This is a genomic window from Bradyrhizobium sp. RDM12 (assembly GCF_051917485.1).
Classification (GTDB): Bacteria; Pseudomonadota; Alphaproteobacteria; order Rhizobiales; family Xanthobacteraceae; genus Bradyrhizobium.
The window spans coordinates 912,348-934,382 of the sequence record NZ_CM133064.1; the positions used below are offsets into that span (position 1 = coordinate 912,348).

The 22,035-nt window shown below is 64.2% G+C and carries 22 protein-coding genes and 1 pseudogene; 12 read left to right on the forward strand and 11 right to left on the reverse strand.

Annotated features, from left to right (window positions below; translation table 11 throughout):
• Window positions 1-8: 8 nt before the first annotated feature.
• Together ACTGJ9_RS04305 and ACTGJ9_RS04310 are read right to left on the reverse strand one after the other, a co-directional pair.
• Window positions 9-884: an S-methyl-5'-thioadenosine phosphorylase gene (locus ACTGJ9_RS04305; protein ID WP_456676065.1), complete on the reverse strand. Its 876-nt coding sequence runs from the start codon at window positions 882-884 to the stop codon at window positions 9-11.
• A 111-nt stretch (window positions 885-995) separates the two neighbouring features.
• On the reverse strand, window positions 996-1,268 hold the full coding sequence (locus tag ACTGJ9_RS04310; RefSeq protein WP_456676066.1) for a phosphopantetheine-binding protein: 273 nt from the start codon (window positions 1,266-1,268) through the stop codon (window positions 996-998).
• A gap of 355 nt (window positions 1,269-1,623) precedes the next feature.
• Here ACTGJ9_RS04310 and ACTGJ9_RS04315 point away from each other — a divergent pair, with 355 nt between their 5' ends.
• The 4 genes from ACTGJ9_RS04315 (at window position 1,624) to ACTGJ9_RS04330 (ending at window position 7,913) form a co-directional block, all read left to right on the forward strand.
• Window positions 1,624-2,838 (forward strand): acyl-CoA dehydrogenase family protein, encoded by a 1,215-nt coding sequence (locus ACTGJ9_RS04315; protein WP_456676067.1) that lies wholly within the window; start codon window positions 1,624-1,626, stop codon window positions 2,836-2,838.
• 97 nt (window positions 2,839-2,935) lie between these two features.
• A complete protein-coding gene (locus ACTGJ9_RS04320) occupies window positions 2,936-3,916 on the forward strand; it encodes an amino acid--[acyl-carrier-protein] ligase (protein WP_456676068.1) in 981 nt (326 codons plus the stop codon).
• Window positions 3,917-3,952: 36 nt separating this feature from the next.
• On the forward strand, window positions 3,953-4,825 hold the full coding sequence (locus ACTGJ9_RS04325; protein WP_456676069.1) for an acyl-CoA acyltransferase: 873 nt from the start codon (window positions 3,953-3,955) through the stop codon (window positions 4,823-4,825).
• A 220-nt stretch (window positions 4,826-5,045) separates the two neighbouring features.
• Window positions 5,046-7,913: a PAS-domain containing protein gene (locus tag ACTGJ9_RS04330; RefSeq protein ID WP_456676070.1), complete on the forward strand. Its 2,868-nt coding sequence runs from the start codon at window positions 5,046-5,048 to the stop codon at window positions 7,911-7,913.
• Between the two features lie 124 nt (window positions 7,914-8,037).
• On the opposite strand, the gene ACTGJ9_RS04335 is transcribed toward ACTGJ9_RS04330, so the two are convergent.
• On the reverse strand, window positions 8,038-9,732 hold the full coding sequence (locus ACTGJ9_RS04335; RefSeq protein ID WP_456676071.1) for a putative bifunctional diguanylate cyclase/phosphodiesterase: 1,695 nt from the start codon (window positions 9,730-9,732) through the stop codon (window positions 8,038-8,040).
• Between the two features lie 218 nt (window positions 9,733-9,950).
• Here ACTGJ9_RS04335 and ACTGJ9_RS04340 point away from each other — a divergent pair, with 218 nt between their 5' ends.
• On the forward strand, window positions 9,951-10,211 hold the full coding sequence (locus ACTGJ9_RS04340; RefSeq protein WP_456676072.1) for a hypothetical protein: 261 nt from the start codon (window positions 9,951-9,953) through the stop codon (window positions 10,209-10,211).
• Window positions 10,212-10,508: 297 nt separating this feature from the next.
• Here ACTGJ9_RS04340 and ACTGJ9_RS04345 read toward each other — a convergent pair whose 3' ends face one another.
• The 3 genes from ACTGJ9_RS04345 to mtgA all read right to left on the reverse strand — a co-directional run bounded on the left by ACTGJ9_RS04345 (window position 10,509) and on the right by mtgA (window position 12,331).
• Window positions 10,509-11,150, reverse strand: a complete 642-nt coding sequence (locus ACTGJ9_RS04345; RefSeq protein WP_456676073.1) for a hypothetical protein — start codon at window positions 11,148-11,150, stop codon at window positions 10,509-10,511.
• Window positions 11,151-11,303: 153 nt separating this feature from the next.
• A complete protein-coding gene (gene rpmF, locus ACTGJ9_RS04350) occupies window positions 11,304-11,486 on the reverse strand; it encodes a 50S ribosomal protein L32 (RefSeq protein WP_007598106.1) in 183 nt (60 codons plus the stop codon).
• A gap of 170 nt (window positions 11,487-11,656) precedes the next feature.
• Window positions 11,657-12,331, reverse strand: coding sequence for a monofunctional biosynthetic peptidoglycan transglycosylase (gene mtgA, locus ACTGJ9_RS04355; protein WP_456676074.1), 675 nt, complete (start codon window positions 12,329-12,331; stop codon window positions 11,657-11,659).
• Window positions 12,332-12,492: 161 nt separating this feature from the next.
• On the opposite strand from mtgA, the gene ACTGJ9_RS04360 reads away from it, so the two are divergent.
• Window positions 12,493-13,416 carry a polyprenyl synthetase family protein gene (locus tag ACTGJ9_RS04360; RefSeq protein WP_456676075.1) on the forward strand — a complete coding sequence of 308 codons (924 nt, stop codon included), beginning with the start codon at window positions 12,493-12,495 and terminating at the stop codon, window positions 13,414-13,416.
• A gap of 175 nt (window positions 13,417-13,591) precedes the next feature.
• Window positions 13,592-14,269, forward strand: coding sequence for a DUF1345 domain-containing protein (locus tag ACTGJ9_RS04365; protein WP_456676076.1), 678 nt, complete (start codon window positions 13,592-13,594; stop codon window positions 14,267-14,269).
• A 194-nt stretch (window positions 14,270-14,463) separates the two neighbouring features.
• On the opposite strand, the pseudogene ACTGJ9_RS04370 reads toward ACTGJ9_RS04365, so the two are convergent.
• Window positions 14,464-14,891: pseudogene (locus ACTGJ9_RS04370) on the reverse strand (GFA family protein).
• Between the two features lie 95 nt (window positions 14,892-14,986).
• Between ACTGJ9_RS04370 and ACTGJ9_RS04375 the strand changes: the two are divergent.
• The 5 genes from ACTGJ9_RS04375 to ACTGJ9_RS04395 all read left to right on the forward strand — a co-directional run bounded on the left by ACTGJ9_RS04375 (window position 14,987) and on the right by ACTGJ9_RS04395 (window position 18,577).
• Entirely contained in the window at window positions 14,987-15,361 is a 375-nt protein-coding gene (locus tag ACTGJ9_RS04375) for a nuclear transport factor 2 family protein (protein WP_456676077.1), read from the forward strand.
• Window positions 15,362-15,506: 145 nt separating this feature from the next.
• Window positions 15,507-16,370 (forward strand): class A beta-lactamase, encoded by an 864-nt coding sequence (gene bla / locus ACTGJ9_RS04380; protein ID WP_456676078.1) that lies wholly within the window; start codon window positions 15,507-15,509, stop codon window positions 16,368-16,370.
• 46 nt (window positions 16,371-16,416) lie between these two features.
• Entirely contained in the window at window positions 16,417-18,027 is a 1,611-nt protein-coding gene (locus ACTGJ9_RS04385; RefSeq protein ID WP_456676079.1) for a Na+/H+ antiporter, read from the forward strand.
• A gap of 38 nt (window positions 18,028-18,065) precedes the next feature.
• Entirely contained in the window at window positions 18,066-18,296 is a 231-nt protein-coding gene (locus tag ACTGJ9_RS04390; RefSeq protein ID WP_456676080.1) for a hypothetical protein, read from the forward strand.
• Window positions 18,293-18,577, forward strand: coding sequence for a type II toxin-antitoxin system RelE/ParE family toxin (locus tag ACTGJ9_RS04395; protein WP_456676081.1), 285 nt, complete (start codon window positions 18,293-18,295; stop codon window positions 18,575-18,577). The genes ACTGJ9_RS04390 and ACTGJ9_RS04395 overlap by 4 nt, the downstream gene beginning before the upstream one ends.
• Window positions 18,578-18,587: 10 nt before the next feature.
• Here ACTGJ9_RS04395 and ACTGJ9_RS04400 read toward each other — a convergent pair whose 3' ends face one another.
• The 4 genes from ACTGJ9_RS04400 to ACTGJ9_RS04415 all read right to left on the reverse strand — a co-directional run bounded on the left by ACTGJ9_RS04400 (window position 18,588) and on the right by ACTGJ9_RS04415 (window position 21,954).
• Window positions 18,588-19,343 (reverse strand): N-acetylmuramoyl-L-alanine amidase, encoded by a 756-nt coding sequence (locus ACTGJ9_RS04400; RefSeq protein WP_456678439.1) that lies wholly within the window; start codon window positions 19,341-19,343, stop codon window positions 18,588-18,590.
• Window positions 19,344-19,396: 53 nt separating this feature from the next.
• Window positions 19,397-20,293: a TauD/TfdA dioxygenase family protein gene (locus tag ACTGJ9_RS04405; RefSeq protein ID WP_456676082.1), complete on the reverse strand. Its 897-nt coding sequence runs from the start codon at window positions 20,291-20,293 to the stop codon at window positions 19,397-19,399.
• Between the two features lie 138 nt (window positions 20,294-20,431).
• Window positions 20,432-21,382 (reverse strand): transposase, encoded by a 951-nt coding sequence (locus tag ACTGJ9_RS04410; RefSeq protein WP_456676083.1) that lies wholly within the window; start codon window positions 21,380-21,382, stop codon window positions 20,432-20,434.
• The gene (locus ACTGJ9_RS04415; protein ID WP_456676084.1) at window positions 21,382-21,954 is read right to left on the reverse strand and encodes a transposase; all 573 of its coding nucleotides are present in this window, start codon (window positions 21,952-21,954) and stop codon (window positions 21,382-21,384) included. The genes ACTGJ9_RS04410 and ACTGJ9_RS04415 overlap by 1 nt, the downstream gene beginning before the upstream one ends.
• Between the last annotated feature and the right edge of the window lie 81 nt (window positions 21,955-22,035).

Here is a 22,035-nt window from a genome sequence, read left to right on the forward strand (position 1 = left end):
TTCTCATCTCAACCGCGCAGGATGCGCCCCGCGACAGCATCGAGCTTCTTCAGAAGCTCTGGATCGCGCGCCTCGGGCGCGGTTATCAACGCGGTGTCGAGCGCACGGTCCGAACCGACCGGGCACGGTTCATGCTCGCGCGGAAAATCCTTGGCGAGGCGGCCCACCAGCGCCTTGGCCTTGTCGGCATTCGAGGTCAGCACGCGGATGATGTCCTGCACGGTGACCGCATCATGATCGGGGTGCCAGCAGTCGAAATCCGTCACCATCGCAACCGTCGCGTAGCAAATCTCGGCCTCACGGGCGAGCTTTGCTTCGGGCATGTTGGTCATACCGATCACCGAATAGCCCAGCGTCTTATAGGTTATGCTTTCCGCATAGGTGGAGAATTGCGGCCCTTCCATGCAGACATAGGTGCCGCCGCGCGCGATCGCGATGCCCTCGGCCTCGGCCGCCGCGGCCAAATGGATGCGCAGCCGCGGCGAGACCGGATGCGCCATCGAGACATGCGCAACACAGCCCTTGCCGAAGAACGAGCTCTCCCGCTTGTGCGTGCGGTCGACGAACTGGTCGACGAGCACGAAGGTGCCGGGCGGCATCTCCTCCTTGAAGGAACCGCACGCCGAGAGCGAGATCAGATCGGTGACGCCGGCGCGCTTCAATACGTCGATATTGGCGCGGTAGTTGATCTCGGAGGGCGACAGGCGGTGGCCCTTGTCATGACGCGGCAGGAACACGATGGGCAGGCCTGCGATGGTGCCGCGCCGCACGGACGCCGACGGCTCGCCCCAGGGGCTCTTGATCACCTCTTCGTGCGCGCCCTCAAGTCCCGGCAAATCGTAGATGCCGGAGCCGCCGATGATGCCCAATACCGCCTGCGTCATGCCTGCTCCACCCGTTCGCGACCTGCGACATGGTTAGGCTATGCCAGTTTTGCGGCGGTTTTGGAACGGGGTGTTGTGGTCTTGCCGGGCTGAATGAAACCTGCGCCGAACTCAGGCCGCCGTCGCGGGCTGCAGCTGGGTGGCGACCATGCGCTCGAGCGTCTCGACGGACTGAAAATTCTCCGGCGTAATCTCGGTTTGCGGAATGGTGAAGTCGAACTCGGCCTCGACGCTCAGCATCAGATTGACCATGTCCATCGAGGTCAGGCCGGCATCGACGAGTTTCGTCGACGGCGTGACATCGGCGGTGAGTGAGTTCTGCGCCAGGATGCCCTTCACCAGCATGGTGATGCGATCGCGCAAATCGGTATCGAAGGCCTGCATCGGCAAAGTCCCATCTGTCTATAAAAGATCGGCCAGTTGCCGGGTACGATGGGCATCACCGGCCGATCTCGCAATGGGCGTCACCATTACTTCGCGTTTCTTAGTAAACGCTGACTCAGATTGTCTGAAATTCTGGCTTCTTCCAAAACCCTAACGCGACACCCGGATTTTCGACGATGCAAACAACCGGACCTTAACTGTTCGTTCGGAATTTCAGTTCGTTTACCCTCTATTTCATCGACGAATTTGAATTAAATCCGTAGCCTCCAATCACAAGCAAAGATGGTCGGATGGTCGCGAGCGGCATCGCAAATGATGCCGGCGATCTCGAACGACGAAACGGAGGCGGACGAGCATGAACGTGCGTGAAGCAGTCCTGACTGTCGACGAGACCCAAGCGAGCCTTTTCGAAGGCCCCTCTTTGATCGAGCGCGCGGCTCGCACCGCCACCGTGGCGGCAGCCGACGCCGACGGCGTCGATCGCGATGCCCGCTTCCCTCACAAGGCTTTCGATGCCGCGCGCGAGCAGAAGCTGCTCGGCGCCATGATCCCGATCGAGTTCGGTGGCTTGGGCGCCTCGATCTACGACGTCACCGACATCTGCTACACGCTTGGACGCGCCTGCGCTTCCACTGCGATGATCTACGCGATGCATACGACCAAGGTCGCCTGCGTGATCCGCCACGGTCATGGCATTCCCTGGATGGAAACCATGATGCGCCGGGTCGCCCGCGACCAGTGGCTGCTGGCCTCCTCCACCACCGAAGGCCAGAATGGCGGCAACATCCGCGCCAGCGCCGCGGCGGTCGACCACGCTGGAGATACCGTCTCGCTGGTGCGCGACGCCACCGTGATCTCCTACGGCGCCCAGGCCGACGGCTTGGTCACCATCGCGCGCCGCGCCACCGAAGCCGCTGCGTCCGATCAGGTGCTGCTGGCGCTCGCCAAGGACGACTATTCGCTGAAGCAGACGCAGGGCTGGGAAACGCTCGGCATGCGTGGCACCTGCTCGACCGGCTTCGAGCTGAAGGTCGACTGCCCCGCGGACCGCGTGTTCCCGGAAGCCTATGACAAGATCCACGCCCAGACCATGACGCCGTTCGCGCATCTGTGCTGGTCGTCGACCTGGGCCGGCATTGCCGCTGCCTCGGTCACGCGCGCGCAGGCTTTCGTTCGCAAGGCGGCCCGCAGCTCCGGCGGTCAGATGCCGCCGGCCGCCGCGCACTTCACCGCCGCGAAAATGTCGCTGGCCAAACTGCGCGCATTGATATCGGCCAATCTCGACGCCTTCGCCCGCGCCGAGCATGACGAGCGCGCGCTCGGCTCGCTCGACTTTCAGTCCTCAATCACGCTGTTGAAGGTGCAGGCCTCTGAGCTTGCGGTCGAAACCGTGATGCATGCGATGCGCACCGCGGGCCTGTCCGGCTACCGGAACGACGGCGAATTCACCATGGGCCGCCATCTGCGCGACGTGCTGTCGTCGCCGATCATGATCAACAACGACCGTATTCTCGCCAATGCCGCCACCTCGACCCTGATGAGCGGCATTCCGGCAAGCCTTCGTGACTGACGAAGCCTTCGGGGACTGACAAGCCTTCTGACAAGTCTTCGCGACTGACGTGCTTTCGAGACCAACAAGAATAATTGCCGATAACAGGAAGTCGAACATGAACATTGCTGTTCTCCCCGATTCGCCCGAAACCGCGCCGCAGATCGTCGATCCGCTCGATCATCTCGCGGAAAAGCTGTTCCACCGCATGGGCTCAGACGGCGTCTACGCCCGTACGGCGCTCTATGAGGGTATCGTTGAGAAGCTCGCCGCGCTGATCACCAGCAATCGCGAAGCCGGCACCGAGGTGATGCGCTTCCCGCCGGTGATGAGCCGGGCCCAGTTGGAGAAATCCGGCTACCTCAAGAGCTTTCCGAATCTGCTCGGCTGCGTCTGCGGCCTGCATGGCACCGAACGCGAAATCAATGCTGCGGTGAGCCGCTTCGATGCCGGCGGCGACTGGACCTCGTCGCTGTCGCCGGCCGACCTCGTGTTGTCGCCTGCAGCCTGCTATCCCGTCTATCCGATCGCAGCCAGCCGCGGTCAGCTGCCGAAGGGCGGCCTGCGCTTCGACGTCGCGGCCGACTGCTTCCGCCGCGAACCGTCAAAGCATCTCGACCGGCTGCAATCGTTCCGGATGCGAGAATATGTCTGCATCGGCACACCCGATGACGTCGCCGATTTCCGCGAGCGCTGGATGGTGCGCGCGCAGGCGATCGCGACCGATCTCGGCCTGACCTTCCGCGTCGACTATGCCAGCGACCCTTTCTTCGGCCGCGTCGGCCAGATGAAGGCCGTGAGCCAGAAGCAGCAGCAGCTCAAGTTCGAGCTGCTGATCCCGCTGCGCTCCGAAGATCAGCCGACCGCCTGCATGAGCTTCAACTATCACCGCGAACATTTCGGCACGACCTGGGGCATCCAGGACGCCAATGGCGAGCCGGCGCACACCGGCTGCGTCGCCTTCGGCATGGATCGCCTGGCTGTCGCGATGTTTCACACCCACGGCACCGATGTCTCCTTATGGCCCGCCAAGGTGCGGGACATCCTGGGCTTGCAGTCGCAGGTTGCGGCTGACGCTCACGGCGAAGGCTGGCGCTAGGGCAAGAGGCCGATCGTTTCCACGGGTAAGACGAGCGTGATTCACACCAAGGTCCGATGTCGCGAAATCACTGAAGCCGACGTCGACGCGGTCGCGGACCTGTTGGCGCGCGGCTTCGTCGGCCGTTCGCGCAGCTACTGGATTCAGGGCCTGCGCCGCCAGGCCTTCCGGCCGGTGCCGGACGGCTATCCGCGCTTCGGCTATATGCTCGACAATGAAGGCGCGCCGGTCGGGCTGCTGCTGCTGATCTACACCACACGGAGCGACGGTGAAGAGACCGCCATCCAGTGCAATCTGTCGAGCTGGTATGTCGAGCCGGCCTACCGCAATTACGCGCCGCTGCTGACCAAGATCGCGCAGCGGCACAAGCACGTGACCTATCTCAACATCAGCCCGGCCGTCTGGACGTGGCCGATCATCGAGACGCAGGGCTTTCGCGCCTATTGCCGCGGCCTGTTCTGCTCAGTGCCGGCGTTATCGCGCGCCCCGCGCTGGAGCAAGATCGAGGTCATCTCGCAGCATACCAAGCAGATCGAAGGGCTCTCCGACGAGGAGACCGAGCTGCTGACCCGGCATGCGCGCTATAATTGCCTCAGCCTGGTCTGCCGCACGCCGAAAGGCGTATTCCCCTTCATCCTGCAACCGGTGCGTATCCGCCGCGGCTTCATCGCACCGCCGGCGATGCAGCTGATCTACTGCCGCAGTGCCGCCGAATACGCCGCCTGCGCCGGCCGCATCGGCCGGCTGCTGCTGCGGCTCGGCAAGATATCGGTGTTCGTCGATTCCAACGAACCCATCCCGGGCCTTATCGGTATTTATACCGAGCGCCGCCGCAAATATTTCAAGGGTCCGCACCGCCCGCGGCTGGCCGACCTCACGGATACGGAGCTCGTGCTGTATGGGCCGTAGCGTCGGCGCTGCGCTTGGAACACGCTCAGGTTTATAGCGCTCTCCCAATGCTAATTTGCAGTCACTTTCGCGTTTTCGCGCGTGATATGCGGCCACTCTCTTCATCACCAGTCATCCTCCGTAAACTACGGCGCTTAAGGGAATTTTCCCGCCTCTTCGCTACGCTCAGTGGCTGAATTACCTTGCATCAAGTCTATTGCCACCGAGATCCACTGATCCGATGACGTCGACCCGCGACAACGAGCTCGGTGCACGCCGCGAGCAAGGCCAGCAGGCGCTGCTCTCGCTCAGCCAGCTTGCGCTCGACGGTATGGAACAAGGCGTCTGCGTTTACGACGCCGACAACCGGATCGTGCTGGTCAACCGCCGGTATGTCGAGCTGTTCGGCATGTCGGCCGACGTCGTCCGGATTGGAACGCGCTACCGCGACGTGCTCTCCCACAGCATGGCGCTCGGCAATATCCCGGCAAGTGAGCTTGACGCGCTCTACACTGCGCGGATCGCATTGATCGCGGCGGGCAAGCCGTTCCATACGCGGCAGACACTCGCCAGCGGCCTGGTCATCACGCTCGAGCTGAAGCCGCTTCCCGACGGCGGCTGGATGACGATCTGCGACGATGTCAGCCGCCTCGCCCGGCTCGAGGTGGAGCTGCAACTTCAGACCGAGCGCAGCCAGCACGCGCTCGCCAACATGTCGCACGGCCTCATCATGTATGACGCCGACAGCCGCGTCGTCGTCTGCAACGAACGCTTCCTGCAATTCTACAATCTCGACCCCGAGGTCGTGAAACCGGGTATCTCGCATAGCACCGCCATCGAACACTGGCTGTCGCGCGGCAACAAGGCGGACGTGTCCGGAGACGAGTTCCGCGACACCCGGATCAACGACGTCCAGACCAGGAGCCCGAAAACCGTTCTCGTGACGCGCCATGACGGCCGCAGGGTACAGGGCGTATCGCGGTTCATGCCAGACGGCGGCTGGGTCACCGTGCATGAGGATGTCACCGAGCGGCTGCAGCACGAAGAGACGCTGAAACAGCAAAATCTCATGCTGGATGCCGCGCTCGAAAACATGGCGCATGGCCTCGCGTTCTACGACAGCGACATGCGCCTGCGCATCTGCAACTCCACCTACCAGCAGATCTATCGGCTGTCGCCGGAGCAGAGCGAGCCCGGCACGCATCTCTCCGAGCTGATCGAGCGCGCAATGGCGAACCGCGCCTTCGCTTCCGAATACACTCCGCAACAGCTCCTTGAAGCCGCCAGCGCGCGCATCGCGGACCGCGATTCCTCTCCGATGCGGCGGAGCATGTCGAACGGCACCGTGGTCTCGGTGCGCTATTGTGCGCTGCCCGAGGGCGGCTTCGTCGCCACATATGAGGACATCACCGAGCGCGAACGCGCGGTCGAGGAGCTGAGTGAGCAGTATCGCCGCTTCGACGCGGCACTGAACAACATGAGCCAGGGCCTGTGCATGCTCGATGCGAGCCTGCACGTCATCGTCTGCAACCGCCGCTATATCGAGATGTACGGCCTGTCGCCCGACATTGTGAAGCCCGGCGTCTCGATGCGCGAGATCATGGAGCACAGCTGCGATCTCGGCATCCATCCGAACACCACCGCCGCCCAGATCTATGCCGACTATGTCGAGCGGCTGCGCGAGGGCGAGCACACGCTGCACCGCCATTTGAGCGACGGACGCATCATCAAGCTCAACCACAAGCGGATGGAGCATGGTGGCTGGGTCGTCACCTACGAGGACGTCACCGAGCGTCATAAGGCCCAGGCCCGGGTCGCGCATATGGCGCAGCACGATTCGCTCACCGATCTTCCCAACCGCACGCTGTTCCGCGAGAAGATGGGCGAGGGGCTGAACCAGGTCGCGATCGCCGGCGGCGCCATGGCCGTGCTGTGCTTCGACCTCGACAATTTCAAGACCGTGAACGACCGGCTCGGCCACGCCGCCGGCGACCGGTTGCTGCGCTGGGTCGCCGCGCGGCTGAAGGAGAATGCCGGCGAGCACGACACCGTCGCCCGTCTCGGCGGCGACGAGTTCGCCGTGCTCCAGCGCGGGCCGCAACCGCAATCGGCGGAGCGGCTGGCACGATGTCTGGTCGAGATCATCGGCCATCCGCCGCCGCTGGAGAGCCAGTCGATCCATGTCGGCGTCTCCGTCGGCATCGCGATCGCGCCCGACCACGGCCTCGACGCCGACGAACTGATGAAATGCGCCGATCTCGCGCTGTACCAGGCCAAGGCCAAGGGACGCGGCGCATATCAGTTGTTCGAGCCCGAGATGGAAGAAGCAGCGCGCAGCCGGCATGCGCTCAATCACGATCTGCGCGGCGCGCTGGAAGCCAACCAATTCCATCTGGTGTTCCAGCCGCAGGTGCGGCTCGACACCACCGAGCTGACCGGCTTCGAGGCACTGCTGCGCTGGAAACATCCATTGCGCGGCTTCGTCTCGCCGGCCGAGTTCATTCCGATCGCCGAAGAGAACGGGTTGATCGTTCCGATCGGCGAATGGGTGCTGCGGACCGCTTGCGCCACAGCGGCCTCATGGCCGGATGTCACGATTGCGGTCAATCTGTCACCGGTGCAGTTCCGCGCGCGCGGGCTGGTGACGATGGTGACGAGCGCGCTTGCAGAGGCCGGCCTGCCGCCGCAGCGGCTCGAGCTCGAGGTCACCGAGACGGCGCTGCTCGATGACAGCGAAGCCACGATCGGGATCCTGCACCAGCTCCGCGCCCTCGGCGTGCGCGTCAGCCTCGACGATTTCGGCGTCGGCTATTCGTCGCTGAGCTATTTGCGCAAATTTCCGTTCGACCGCATCAAGATCGACCGCTCCTTCGTCGGCACACTGGGCGAAAGTCCGGAAAGCGTCGCCATCGTCCGCACCATCGCGAGCCTCGGCTCCGTGCTCGGCGTCGAGACAACGGCGGAAGGGGTCGAGACGATCGAGCAGCTCGAGTTCGTGCGCGAGTGCGGCTGCACCGCGGTGCAGGGCTATTATTTTGGCAAGCCGTGTCCCGCGGCGGACGTAGAGCGCGCTATCGAGCGGCTGAACGCAGTCCGCCGCGTGGCGTGAGCCCGCTTTGCCTATCTCCTAGCGGACATCGCGAAAACAACCCCATGCAAAGTAGAAGCGGCGTTGATTTCAAAGGGAAAAATCGTGGCGCTGGTGACGCGACCCTACTTCGTCCTGCGATGCCTCAGCTTGCCGCCGGCAGTACGCTGTCCGGCGGCGCACCCCACGGGCGGTCGGCGGATGCGAGGCCAATCAGGCGGCCCTGGATGTAGTCGCAACCCCAGTCGCGCAGCATGTCGGCGGCCTCCTCGTCCTGCACCCATTCGGCGACGGTCTTGATGTCGAGGCGGCGGGCGAGGTCGATCAAGGTCTGCACGAAAGCGCGGTCGTCGGCGGAATGCGTGATGTTCTGCACGAAGGCACCGTCGATCTTGACGATGTCCACGCCGAGCTTGCGCAGATTGCGGAACGAGGTGTAGCCGGCGCCGAAATCGTCGATGGCGATGCGGCTGCCGAAATTCTTCAGCCGGGTCACGAAGCCGCGGACATCGTCGATATCCTGGATCGCAACGGTCTCGGTGATCTCCACGATCAGCCGCTCGGCGACGCCGGGATGGGCGCGCATCAGCGATTCGATCCCGGCCCACCAATCGGGGTCCATCGTGGTATCCGGCGAGATGTTGAGGCTGAGGCGGATGTCGGGCGCGGCCGCGAGCTCGGCGACCACGAGCTCGAGCACGCGGTGATCGACCAGGCGGATGAGGCCGAGCCGCTCGGCGACCGGAACGATGTCAGGCGCGAGCAGCACCTGGCCGCCGCCCTGGTCCATCCGCACCAGGCATTCGTGGAACGCGCCCTCGCGCGTGGCAGCCGACACCACCGGCTCGTATGCGAGCTTGATGCGGCGCTCGTTCAGCGCGGTGACGATCTCGTCGGTGACGCGGATGTTGACGCGGCGCTGCGCGTCGCGCTCGGCGTTTGGACGCCAGACGGCGAACGAGCCGGCGCGGCGGCGCTTGGCGGCATCCAGCGTCTCGTGGGCGCGGTTGATGGCCTCGTCGGTATTGCGGGCATAGCGCGGCAGGTTGACCGCGCCGATCGAGACGGTGACCGAGACCGGGCCGGATTTGGTCGGCACCACCTCGTCACGGACGCCGGCGAGGAAGCGCTCGGCGGCGACGTTCATATCATCAACGGTGCAGTTCTTCAGGATCAGGCCGAACTTGTTGCCGGAGAAGCGGCCGAGCACGTCACCGCCACGCAAGCGCGCGCGAATGCGCTTGGCGACGTCGAGGATCACGGCATCGGCAACGTCAAAGCCAAAGGCGTCGTTGACGCGGGCAAGATGATCGATGCCGACCAGCATGAAGGCTGCGGTCGAGCGGAAGCGGCTCGTCTCCTCGATCGCCTCGGCCAGCGCCGCGATCAGGTGAGAGCGGTTGAGCTCGCCGGTCAGCGGATCAAGCCGGGCGAGCTTGGTCAGCTCCTCGTCGCGGGCGTGCTGCTCATTGTTGATGCGGACGGAGCCGATCGCTCGCATCGGGCGGCCGTCGGCACCCGCGAACCAGCGGCCGGTCTCCTCGATCCAGACCATGGGATCGGAGGCGCTCATGCGCACGCCATATTCGACCCGGTAGGGCGTGCCGTCGGTGCCGTGCACGGCGGATGTCTGCGCCAGCGCCGCGCTCCGCAGCGTCTGCGCGGGCTCGATCAGCTTGGCGAACTCGGCGCCGGTCGCGAGGCGCTCGAGGGGAATGCCGGGGAAGATGGCGCCGGCCTGCTCGCCCCAGACGATGGCGTCGCTGGCGATATCCCAGACGAACACGGCCTGACCAAGAGCGGCCAGGATTTCGGAGGCTTGCGGCAATGCTGGGGTCAAAAGCGCCTCGTTTCGGGACAGCGGGGAGTCCTGAGCCGGCACAGAATACGGCCAGATTCACCTCCCAACCTAGGCAAAGTTGATAAACAATTTGGAAACCACGTTTTGCGAGCCCCCGGAACCCTATAGGCTCGACCGGCATAGGCCTTGCGAGACCATCACAGGCACAGCGCGCTTCGTCCCGAAACGCGACAGTTGACCGGCCTGACGGTGTTACGATGGTGACGACTGATAGATCGGACGAAGTGGAGCGGACGATGGGCACCGCAGTGGTGCCGCTGACACCGACGCTGGAATGGGTCCACAAAGGCATCCCGGTGACCCGCCCCGATCCGAGCTTCGTCGCCCAGCTGATCGCCAATGCCGAGCACCTGCCCCAGGCAAGCCGGCTGCGCCGCGGCTCGTCCGAGGACGCACGCATGGCCTATGGCAACCGCCCGCTTCCCAGCGTCACCTCACGGACGCGTCAGGTGGCGTAGCACCGATCAGCGCGGCCACCTCTCTTCGACTCGCCCCGCTAGCGGCAGGGCAATCGCATATCGCATTTTGCACGACCTGAGTGCGCGCCTCATCGTTCGAGACGACCGCTTCGCGGTCTCCTCAAGATGAGGCTAAGCGGCATCGGTGCTCGTCAAAACGACGGCCCCATGCTCAGTCCTCGTCCTGAGGGCCCGTCAACGGCGGGCGTCTCGAAGGATGGCCACGGGGGAATCGCTCCCATATGCGATAGCCCTGCCGCTTGCGGTGCAAGGGAGCGCACCGGCGTCGCGGCAAGATCAGCGCGGCTCTTCGGGCGAGGACGGCGTGCCGTTGCCCGGCTGCAAATGCGGCGAGGGAATTTCCGGCGACGATACGATGCCCGGCTTCGGCGCGGGGTGATCCATCAAAACGGATTCGGCAACCGATTGCGCCGTGGGCGCGGGCGGCGATTCAGGCTGCGGTGCAGACACGGGATCGAGCTTCGGCTCGAACACTGTCGCTGGCGGCGGCGCCTCGGCCTGGCGCTTGGCCTTGCGCGGCACCGCCACCGTCTCCGCGGCGACATAGGCGATGCGCCGGCGTGCGCGTTGGGCGATGCCGCCGAGGAAATCGGCCATCGCAAGCAGCACCAGCAGGAAATAGGTGGAATTGCCGAATTTGGGCCACATCACGAATTCGGCCGCGGCCGCGCCGAACACGATCAGCGACAGCAGATGATCCATCAGGAATTTCGCGCCGGGCCGCGCGCCCTTGACCACCTCGAGCAGCAGCAGCAACACGCCAAGCGCAAGCAGCAGATCGGCAAGCGTGACCGGCCAGGTCTCGCCGGTGATCATCGGCACCTTGAACAGCACATCCGAAAAGGACACGCTGGGCATCAGGAAGGCGATGATGTTGTAGACCGCGAGCGGAATCAGAAGCAGCGGGAAACCGACCATCGGCAAAGCGCCTTCTCGATCAAGATGTCCGGGCAAGACAATGCGACGGCGAAGCATTCGCTCCGCCGCCGACACCGTCATATCTCATGGATTGGCCGAAATCAGGCAGGTCACGTCATCCTGATTGAGGATAACCCTGCCCGAGAAGAGTCTTTAGGACTCTTTCTTCTTCAGGACCTGACGGCCCTTGTACATGCCGGTCTTGAGGTCGAGATGGTGCGGACGACGGAGCTCACCGGAGTCCTTGTCTTCCACATAGGTCGGCTTCTTGATGGCGTCTGCCGAGCGGCGCATGCCACGGCGCGACGGCGAAGTTTTTCGTCTCGGAACGGCCATTTCAATATCCTCTAGGGATTGATGTTCATCCGGGCATCGTCCACGAAAGGACTGCTCAGCACCCGCAATGCGAGGCGAGCTGAATGCCGATCAAGGCCGGGCTTATAGAGGAAGGCTGGCCGTAAAGCTAGGGTTCTGGGACGGAAAATACGCCCGAAAAGAGCCCGAAATCAGCGATTTTCCCGCCAGCAGGTCAACAGCGAAGACGCCTGCCCCCTTGCCACATAGGTCCCGGCCAGTCGCCGGACGCCCGGTCCCGGGGTCCTGGCGCTGCGTTTGACCGGATTCGGGAGGATCGAGGCCAAAAGGGCCGCTTCCCGGGGGGAGAGGTCGCCAGCCGACTTGCCGAAAGCATAGGCGCTGCCCGTCTCGACCCCAAACTGGCCGTGCGGACCGAGCTCGGCGATGTTGAGGTAAATTTCCAGGATCCGCTGCTTGGGCAGGACCAAATCGATCCAGAGCGCCAGCGGGAATTCCAGCGCCTTGCGGACGAAATCCCGCCCCTGCCAGAGGAACAGGTTTTTCGCGACCTGCTGGGTGATGGTGGAGGCGCCGCGGAACGGCGTACCGTCCTCCTTGGCGTCGTCAATGGCTTCGCGCAGCGCGCCCCAGTCGATGCCGTGGTGCTTGCAGAAATGCGCATCCTCGGCCGCCACCACCGCGCGCGGCAAATACGGCGACATCGCCGCCAGATCGATCCATTCCCGATGCATCGGCGCGCCCGTCAGCGAACGCCAGGCCATCAGCGTCGAGACCGGATGGCCGCTGCGGTAGAACGGCGCGACCACATAGGGCGCGAGAGCCACGACCGCGAGCGCCAGCAGCAGGATTTTGACGATGCGCAAATCGACCTTTCCGGCGCAAAATGAAACGCGGCTCACGGCCTCGGCATTAAGTCTGTGAAAATTCGGGCCTTTTCCAGCACTTTTTAGGCCTTCCAAACGATTGACTGGGGCCGGCTCATAAAGGATTGTCCCGCCGAATTTTGGTTCTGGAGCCTTTCTTGATGACCGGCACGTCCCCGTCCGATTTCGCCAAACGTCTGGACAAGACCGCTGATGACACCGAAGCCCTGCTCGGGCGCCTGCTGTCGGACGACATCCTGCACGATGAGATCGCCCGTCCCAAGCGACTGATGGACGCAATGCGCTATTCGAGCCTGAATGGCGGCAAGCGCCTGCGGCCGTTCCTGGTGGTCGAGAGCGCGGCCGTGTTCGCCGTTCCCCGCGAAGCGGCGCTGCTCGTGGGTGCCGCGCTCGAATGCATCCACTGCTATTCGCTGATCCATGACGATCTGCCGGCCATGGACAATTCGGACCTGCGCCGTGGCCGCCCTACCCTGCACAAGCAGACCGATGATGCCACCGCGATCCTCGCCGGCGATGGCCTTCTGACCATCGCCTTCGACATCGTCACCCGGGACGAGATCCATCGCGACGCCAATGTACGGCTGTTGCTGACCCGCGCCCTGGCGCGTTGCGCCGGCATCGGCGGCATGGTCGGCGGCCAGATCCTCGATCTCGCCGGTGAAGGCCGCTTTGGCGATCGTGAACCGGTCGATGTCGCGCGCATCCAGCAGATGAAGACCGGCGCGCTGCTGCGCTACGGCTGCATCGCCGGCGCGGTCCTCGGCCAGGCCACGAAGGCGGAATATCAGGCGCTCGACGATTACGGCCGCGCGCTCGGTGAAGCCTTCCAGATCGCCGACGATCTGCTCGACGTCGAGGGCGATGCGGCGGCGCTCGGCAAGCCCTCCGGCCAGGACGCAGCGCTCGGCAAGACCACTTTCGTCACCCAGCTCGGCATTGAAGGCGCAAAGCAGCGCGTGCGTGACCTGCTCGCGCGCGCCGACAGCGCCGTCTCGATCTTCGGCGATCGCGCCGCCGTGCTGCAAGCCGCCGCGCGCTTCGTCGCCGAACGCAAGAACTGACGTTCGAGTTTTCACCTCTCCCGGCTTGCGGGAGAGGTCGCGCCGAAGGCGCGGGTGAGGGCTCTCTCCTCTTGGGGGTTCTCGCTGGCGGAGACACCCTCTCCCCTACCCTCCCCCGCAAGCGGGGGAGGGAGCGCACCTGCGATTGCCGCTCAGGCCTCACCGGACGATCTGCATGGAAAAAGAAGATCCCGTCCTCGTCCGCTTCCGCCAGATGTCACGGCCGATGCGGTTGATCTACGCCCGGCCACGGACGTTCATCTCGCTCGCTATCGGCATCCTCGTCTGCCTGCTGTTGCCGGGCTCGCCCCGGCTGACGACGCGGCTTGTACTCGGCTGGGATGCGCTGATCGCAGTGTATCTCGTGCTGGTCTACAGCATGATGCTGTGCAACGACCACCAGCACATCCGCCGCAGCGCCGCGATGCAGGACGACGGCCGCTTCGTGATCCTGCTGGTGACGGCGATCGGCGCGTTTGCGAGCATCGCGGCGATCGTCGCGGAGCTCGGTACCCACCGCGGCGCCGCGGAGCTGACCATCGCCATCACCACGATTGCGCTATCCTGGGCCGCCGTGCACACGACGTTCGCGCTGCACTATGCCCATGATTATTATCGCCCCCCGTTGGGTGGATTGCAGTTCCCGAGCGGCGACAAGGATGATCACGCCGACTATTGGGACTTCGTCTATTTCTCGTTCGTGATCGGCATGACCGCGCAGGTCTCCGACGTCGGCATCACCGACAAGACCATCCGCCGCACCGCGACGGCGCATGGCATCGTATCCTTCATCTACAATACGGCGTTGCTGGCATTGACGGTGAACATCGCGGCGAGTGCGATTGCGACATGATCGCCCGACATTGTCACGGCTTCGCATAGGGGAGCGATTCCCCTGTGGCCATCCTTCGAGACGCCCGCCGCTGGCCGGCCCTCAGGATGAGGACCTGTGCGTGCGGCCGTAGTTTTGACGAGCACCGACGCCGCTTAGCCCCATGCTGAGCTGCGTTGGCGGTTCCCCGCCAAGTGCGTACGAGCCGGGTTGCCCTAGGCATCCCGGATATGCTCCCGATACTGCGGCAGATCGTCCGTGATCTCGTGCCACGGTGCCTTGGAGCCGACGAAAATATGGGCGCTCGGGCGGATCGAGGGGAATCGACCAGGGTTCCCATGGCGACATGGGCCCATTTTCCTTCGCGGACGCGCGAATAGAGCAGCGAGCCGCAGCGGGCGCAGTGCGCGTCATGGGTGGTGTCGTCCCCGTAAATCATCCGCTGCTCCTCCCCGCCGACGAGGCGGAGCCGGCTGTACTCGATGCCCGCGAACGGCTTGAAGGCGGAACCGGTGGTCCGGCGGCAGTTCGAGCAGTGGCAGTTCAGCGCATAGGAGAACGCATCCGCCACCTCGTAGCGCAGGGCGCGGCAATAGCATTCGCCGGCAAGGGTGCGAGCGCTTGATGTTTCTGATCCGGTCATGACGATGCCCTCGCTTAGATTGCGCAGACACCCATAGCGCAATTCGATGCGTACCACTAAGTTCGCGGCGCGCCATCATTCAAGGGGGATGACCCATGAGCCCAGATCGTTCGAGCGTCGAAGCCGTCGTGCAATGCTATTTCGACGGTCTTTACGAGGGCGACGCCGAAAAGCTCGGTGCGATTTTCCATCCGTCCGCCGATCTGCGCTGGGTCGAAAAGGGCGAACTGCAGGTGCTCACCGTGCCCGACTGGCTCGACCGGGTGGGCAAGCGCGCATCGGCCAAGGCGGAAGGCAAACCGCGCGAGGATTTCATCGTCACCATCGACCGCTCGGACGACAAGACCGCCTTCATCAAGGTCAAATGCCAGCTGCCGCCGCGTTTTTTCACCGATTATCTGGTGGCAATGAAGCTCGCCGATGGCTGGCAGATCGTGTCGAAATCGTATCGCTATGATCTGAAGGAGTGAGGCTTCAATCGCCAGTGCCCGAAATCGGGCGCACTCGCCCCCATTCTCCGTCATTGCGAGCGAACCGAAGCAATCCGGAATCCCGCCGCGGTGACAGACTGGATTGCTTCGCTGCGCTCGCAATGACGATGCCCGAAAGTCCACCATGCTGCTCGACCGCCGTTCCCTGCTTGCCTCGCTGTGCTGGATGGCCGCTGCGCCGGCTCTCGCCGCGGACGCACCGCCTGAACTCGAATCCTATGAGCGCGAGAGCGGCGGACGGATCGGGGTCTACGCGGAGAATCTCGCCACCGGCGCCAAGCTCACCTGGCGGGCCGACGAGCGCTTCGTGATGTGCTCGACGTTCAAGGCCTCGCTCGCGGCTTGCGTGCTGGCGCGGGTCGATCGCGGCGAGGAGAAGCTGGCCGCGATAATCCCCTATGGCAAGACCGACCTGCTGGAGTACGCGCCGGTCGCGAAGCAAAACCTCTCGGCCGGCGCGATGTCGGTCGCGGACATGTGCAAGGCGATCGTCGAACTCAGCGACAACACCTGCGCCAATCTGCTGCTCGCGCGGATCGGCGGTCCCGCCGCACTCACGGCGTTCTGGCGAGCGATCGGCGATACCATTTCGCGGCTCGACCACAACGAACCCGAGCTGAACCGCTCGCCGCCCGGCGATCCCCACGACACGACGACGCCGGCGGCGATGGCCGGCAATCTCAAGCGGCTGGTGACGGGCGAAGCGCTGTCGCCGGCGTCACGAGCCCAGCTCATCGACTGGATGGTCGGCTGCAAGACCGGCGCGAACCGGCTGCGCGGCGGCTTGCCGGCGGCCTGGAAGATCGGCGACAAGACCGGCAACAACGGCAAGGACGCATCGGCCGACATCGCGGTCGCCTGGGCCAAAACCAGGCCTGATGCGCCGATCCTGATCGCGGCCTATACCCAGGGCGGCACGCCGAATGCGGCGCAAATCGAGGCGGTTTTCGCCCGCATCGGGCGCATGGTGACTGAGCGATTGTCGTAAGCGGCCTCGCATTGACCTCTTGGCGGCTTCCGGGCCAAGACAGGGCATGATCGCAGCGCAATTCCAGACCTTCCTGATCCTGCTCGCCGTGCTGGCGGGCACGGCGCTGGTCGCCCGCCGTTTCAACATGGCACCTGCCATTTTGCTGATGCTCTCCGGCGTCGGTCTCGCTTTCGTGCCGGGCATGCCGCCGGTGGAGCTGCCGCCGGAACTGGTGCTGTTGATGGTGCTGCCGCCGCTGATCTACTCGGCGAGTGTGGCCATGAGCTGGCGCGAGTTCAGGAACAATTTGCGTCCGATCGTGCTGCTCGCGGTCGGCGCCGTGATCTTCACCGCGGCGATGGTCGCGACGGCCACTCATTACGTGATCGGCCTGCCCTGGAGCATCGGCTTCCTCCTGGGGGCCATCGTCGCGCCGCCCGACGTGGTGGCGCCGCTCGCGATCGCGCGACGGCTGAACATGCCGCGCCGGCTCATGGTCATCCTCGAGGGCGAAGGGCTCGCCAACGACGCCACCGCGCTGATCCTCTACCGCTTCGCGCTCGCTGCGATCGTGGTCGGGCATTTCTCGCTGCCGCTGGCGGCCGGCGAATTTGCCCTGATCGTCGCCGGCGAAATCGCCTTCGGCATCGGTATCGGCTGGCTCTCCCTCCGCTTCCGCAAATGGTCCTGCGATCCGCAGGTCGAGCTGACGCTGTCGCTGATCACGCCCTACGTATCCTACTGGCTGCCCGAGCATGTCGGCGGCTCCGGCGTGATCGCCACCGTCGCCTGCGGTCTTTATGTGAGCTGGAACGGGCCGCTGCTGATTTCGGCGTCAACGCGCCTGCAAGGCATCTTCTTCTGGGACCTCATCATCTATCTGATCGAGGGCTTGCTGTTCCTGCTCACCGGCTTCCAGATGCGCGCGCTCTACGAGAAATCGAAAGCGTTCCCGCTCGACAACATCATGATCGCAACCGCCGTGGTCATGGCGATCATCGTTCTGGCGCGCTTCACCTGGCTCTACCCCGCGACCTATCTGCCGCGGATGTTCAGCAAATCGCTGCGCAGGCGCGATCCGTCGCCGCCCTGGCAATGGCCGTTCGCGCTCGCATTCACCGGCGTGCGCGGCGCGGTGTCGCTGGCCGCTGCGCTGGCGCTGCCGTTCACGCTGCCCGATGGCGCTGCCTTCCCGTATCGCGACCTGATCCTGTTCGTAGCCTTCGGCGTCATCTTCATCACGCTGATCGGCGTCGGCCTGACGCTGCCGCCGGTGGTTCGCTGGCTCGGCATCGCGGAGGCCGGCCGCAACGAGCATGCCGCCGAGCACGCGGCCGAGATCGCGGCACGGCGCCAGGCGCTCGACGCCGCGCTGAAATCGCTGGATGCATTGGCCGAAGAGAAAGAGGTCTCGGACGAGGTGATGCGGCTGCTGCGTGCCCGTCACGAGATCCGCGTCAACCAGCTGCCTGAGTCACTCGACCCCACCCACCACGACGTCTCCGCCGCCGGCACCGCACTGACCCGCGAATTGATCAGCGCCGAGCGCAAGTTCATCCACGACCTGCTGCGCGACGGTCAGATCACGGACGAGACACGACGCCGGATCGAGCGCGACCTGGACCTGGAGGAGGCGAGCCTGGCGAACCGGGAGTATCAGGGAGCGCCGCTGTAGGGCGTGCAAATCGCCGCGTCCTCTGCTACTGTTGCTGGATGACCAAGCAAGCCCTTGAGATATTGTTGGAACGCGTGTCGGCCTGGCCCGAGGAGGCTCAGGAAGAGCTGATGCGGTCCGTGACCGACATCGAAAACAGGCATCTCGGCATCTACCGGCTCAGCGACGACGAACGAAGTGCCGTACGCCGCGGCCTGAAGGATATGCGTGAAGGGCGGCTGGCAAGCGACGACGCGGTCGCCGCCGTTTTCAATCGCTACAGCGCATGAGAGTGCGCTGGTCCGAAAGCTCGCTTTCGGACATCGACGAGATATTCTCCTATATTCACGAACACAATCGCACGGCCGCAGCTGCGGTGGTTGAGCGCATCAAGGCCGTCGCCAGCCTCCTCCAGGATTTTCCCGAGGCTGGCCATCTTACCGACGAACCCGGCGTCCGCATGTTCCCAACCGTTCGTTACCCTTATCTCGTATTCTACACTGTCAATCCCGATGACGCCGAGATCGTGATTCTCCACGTGCGTCATGGAGCTCAGGAACGCCGGCCTTAGGATCGTAAACCTACCCCTTCTCGCAATAGGCCCGCATCGCCGTCACCACGGCGGTCGCAATCAGCTCCTGCCGCTCCGGCGAATTCATCGCCATCTCCTCGTCACGGTTGATGATCGAGCCGGCCTCCAGCAGCACCGCGGCGCTTCGGGTCTGCGAGAGCACGACGAGGCCGTCATAGCGGTAGACGCCGACATCCTTGTCGAGCAGGGGATGCCGGTAACGTCCCATCAGCGGCAGGCTGTATTGCGTGGCGTATTGCAGGCCTTTCTCCTTCAGCTCGCGGCCCAGCAACCGGGCGAAGGCGAGGCTGGCGGCGAAGTGCGGATTGCGCTCGGACACGAACAGTGAATGGCCGCTGAAGCGGTCGCTGAAATGGCTCCCGGCGCCCTCGAATTCCCAGTCCTCGAGCATCTTGTCCGGCACGGAATCATGGTGGATCGACAGGAAGAAATCGGCATGCCCGGCGTTGGCCGTGCCGACGCGCTTGAGCAGGCTCGCTCGCGCCTTGCCTTCGGTCACCAGCACGCGAGTCGCGGCAAAGCCGGCCGACGTCAAGCGCTGTCCGATCAGCCGGGCCAAATGCAGGTTGAAGCCGAATTCCACATCGTTGCGCGCGCTGGTCGCGCCCTGCGCTTCCGAGGTGTGTCCGACATCCACGATGATCCTGAATTTGCGCGGCTCGCAGGTCTCCGGAACAGGCGGCCTGCGCCTGGCCCTTGCGGCCTTCCGCGCCCCGGCTGCGTCGCCATGATCAGCCGAACACACCAGCAGCGGGATCAACGCGACAGCGATAGCGGCGGTGATGCGCCACGATATGCTCACACCGGCCGTTCCTCCTTCACCGTCACCCGCGTGCCCGAGCGCGTGTGCGGCCAGTAATCCCACATCGCGCGGTGCTGGGTGCAGCGGTTGTCCCAGAACGCGATGGCGTTCTCGGTCCAGCGGAAGCGGCACTGGAACAGCGGGTTTTCGACGTGCTGGTAGAGATAGGCCAGCATCGCGTCGCTCTCGTCGCGCGGGATGCCGTTGATGTGGCGGGTGAAGCCGCGGTTGACGTAGAGCGCCTTCTTGCCCGTGACCGGATGGGTGCGCACCACCGGGTGCTCGGCGTTCGGATAGGACGAGCGATCGGCGACGCCGTAATTGGCGTAGAGTCCGCGATAGATCGGCTCGCCGTCATGCAGCGCGGTCAGGCCGTCGAGATAGGCCTTCATGCGATCCGACAGCGCCTCATAGGCCGCGTACATGTTGGCGAACAGCGTGTCGCCTCCGCGCGGCGGACACTGCTTGATGTAGAGGATCGAGCCCATCGGCGGCTCGAGGTCGCAGGAGACGTCGGAATGCCAGCCCTCGCCGTTCGCGCGCGGCGAGTTCGCATCCGCATAGATCTTCATCAGCGCCGGGTCCTCGTCCTCGTGCGGCGCGGCCGGATGAACATGCAACTCGCCGAACTTGCGGCCGAAGGCGAGATGCTGCTGCGGCGTGATGGCCTGTTCGCGGAAGAAGATGACGAGGTTTTCGGCGAGCGCGCGGTGGATCTCATCCATCTGCTGGTTGGAGCGGGCATCGTCCGACACCAGCTTGCCGATGTCGACGCCGGAGATTTCCGCGCCGATGATGGGGGTGAGCTTTTCGACCGCGATGGTTTCGTAAGGTGCGCCGTCCTCCGCCGTGTGGCGATAACGCGGACCTTGTTTGCCGGCGAGTGAGCTCATGGGCGTTGCTCCCGATCATTGTTGATTGGGAGCATGGTAGCCCGGATGGAGCGAAGCGCAATCCGGGAGCAGTCAATCAGCGTGCGAGCGGCCCCGGATTTCGCTTCGAGACTGGGCAAGAATTGTATTGCGCGCTGATTATGTGGCTATGGCGAAGGTCAGGCGCACTTTGCCTTGGGAGAGCGGCATGCTGGCTTGTAGGCGGTTGACGATGGCCGAGACGGCTTTGAGCAGCAAGAACGCCCAATATGGATGGCGGTTGGCCAGATAAGCCATGAAACTGTCGCTGCCGAGGATGTTCAGCACGCGGGAGAAGTTGTAGCAGAGTGCCATCAGGCTCCATTCGCCGCGCACCTTGTCGAAGCCGCGAACGAGGAAGTGGCGATAGCCCGCCCGGCATTTCAGGGTACCGAAGGGATGTTCGGCGAGTTCTGCCCGGCGTCGCATCTGGGCGTCGGCGTCCTGCATCCGCGCACGATGCCGCTCGAGCACCGCCTCATGCTCCCAGCGGTAAACGGTGCGCGTCGGCGTCTTGGCAGAGAGGCAGCGTGAGCGTAGCGCGCAGGCGTCGCAGTCGGATTTGCGGCTGACATACCGGATCTCGATCCGTTTGCCGTTGGTCTTGCGGCCGTCCGTCGGGCTCAGGAGCCTGCCGGCGGGACAGCGATAGACATTGGCTTCGGTGTCATAGGCGAACTCTTCATGGCTGATGCGATCTTGCGCTTCGAGCCGCGCGGTCCGCCTGGCTTGCGGAACGTAGGCCACGATCCCGTTCTCCTCGCAGTCCTTCAGCGTGTGGCCGTTGTAATAACCGGTATCGGCCAGCGCCGTGAGCGTCTCGACGCCAAGCTCCTCCTTCGCGGCTTTGGCTATATCGTAAAGCTGGCCGGTGTCGTTGCCGTCGTTGACGACCTCGCTCGCCACGATCAGCTTGTGCTTGTCGTCGACGGCGATCTGAACGTTGTAGCCCGCCACCACCTGGCCGTTCTTTGCCAGCAAGCGGGCATCCGCATCGGTTCGCGACAACTGCGTCTGACCACTCTCTTCCAGCCGCGCCAAATCCGCCTTCAGGGCTGTGCGCTTGGCCATCAAGGTCGCCACCTTCTGCGCGACGTCCCCGCCGCCTTCGCCCCCGCCACCATCTGGCCCCGCCGGCGGACGTTCCGCCTCCACGCTGTCGTTGGCCTCCAGCGCGGCACCATAGGCTTCAATCTCCTGTTCGATCTCCGCCAGCCGCTTGGCAAGTCGGCGTTGCGTCTTGATGCTCGCCTTGCTGGCGTTGCCATCAAAAACGCCCCGTCGATCGCCACCACCTCACCACCCAGAAGGTCGAGTTCACGCATCAGCAGCACGAACTCCCGGTTCGCCGCCTTGAGCGCCTTCCAGTTGTCCCGGCGGAAATTGGCAATGGTACGATAGCCGGGCGCCAGGTGCTTCATCAGCCAGATAAGTTCGAGGTTGCGCCCGGCCTCGCGTTCAAGAGCGCGCGAGGAGCGGATTCTGTTGATGTAGCCATAAAGATAGAGCTTCAGCAGGTCGGCGGGATCGTAAGCAGGTTGTCCTGCCCCGCCGCCTGACCCAGCATGGCCGAAGCCAAGCCGTTTAAGATCCAGCGCTGCGACAAAAGCATCGATGGCGCGAACAGGGTTGTCGCCAGCCACGTAATCTTCCACTCTCGGCGGAAGAAAGCTCGCCTGATCCCGGCTTACCCCGGTCTTGAACATACGATCTCGTCATACCGA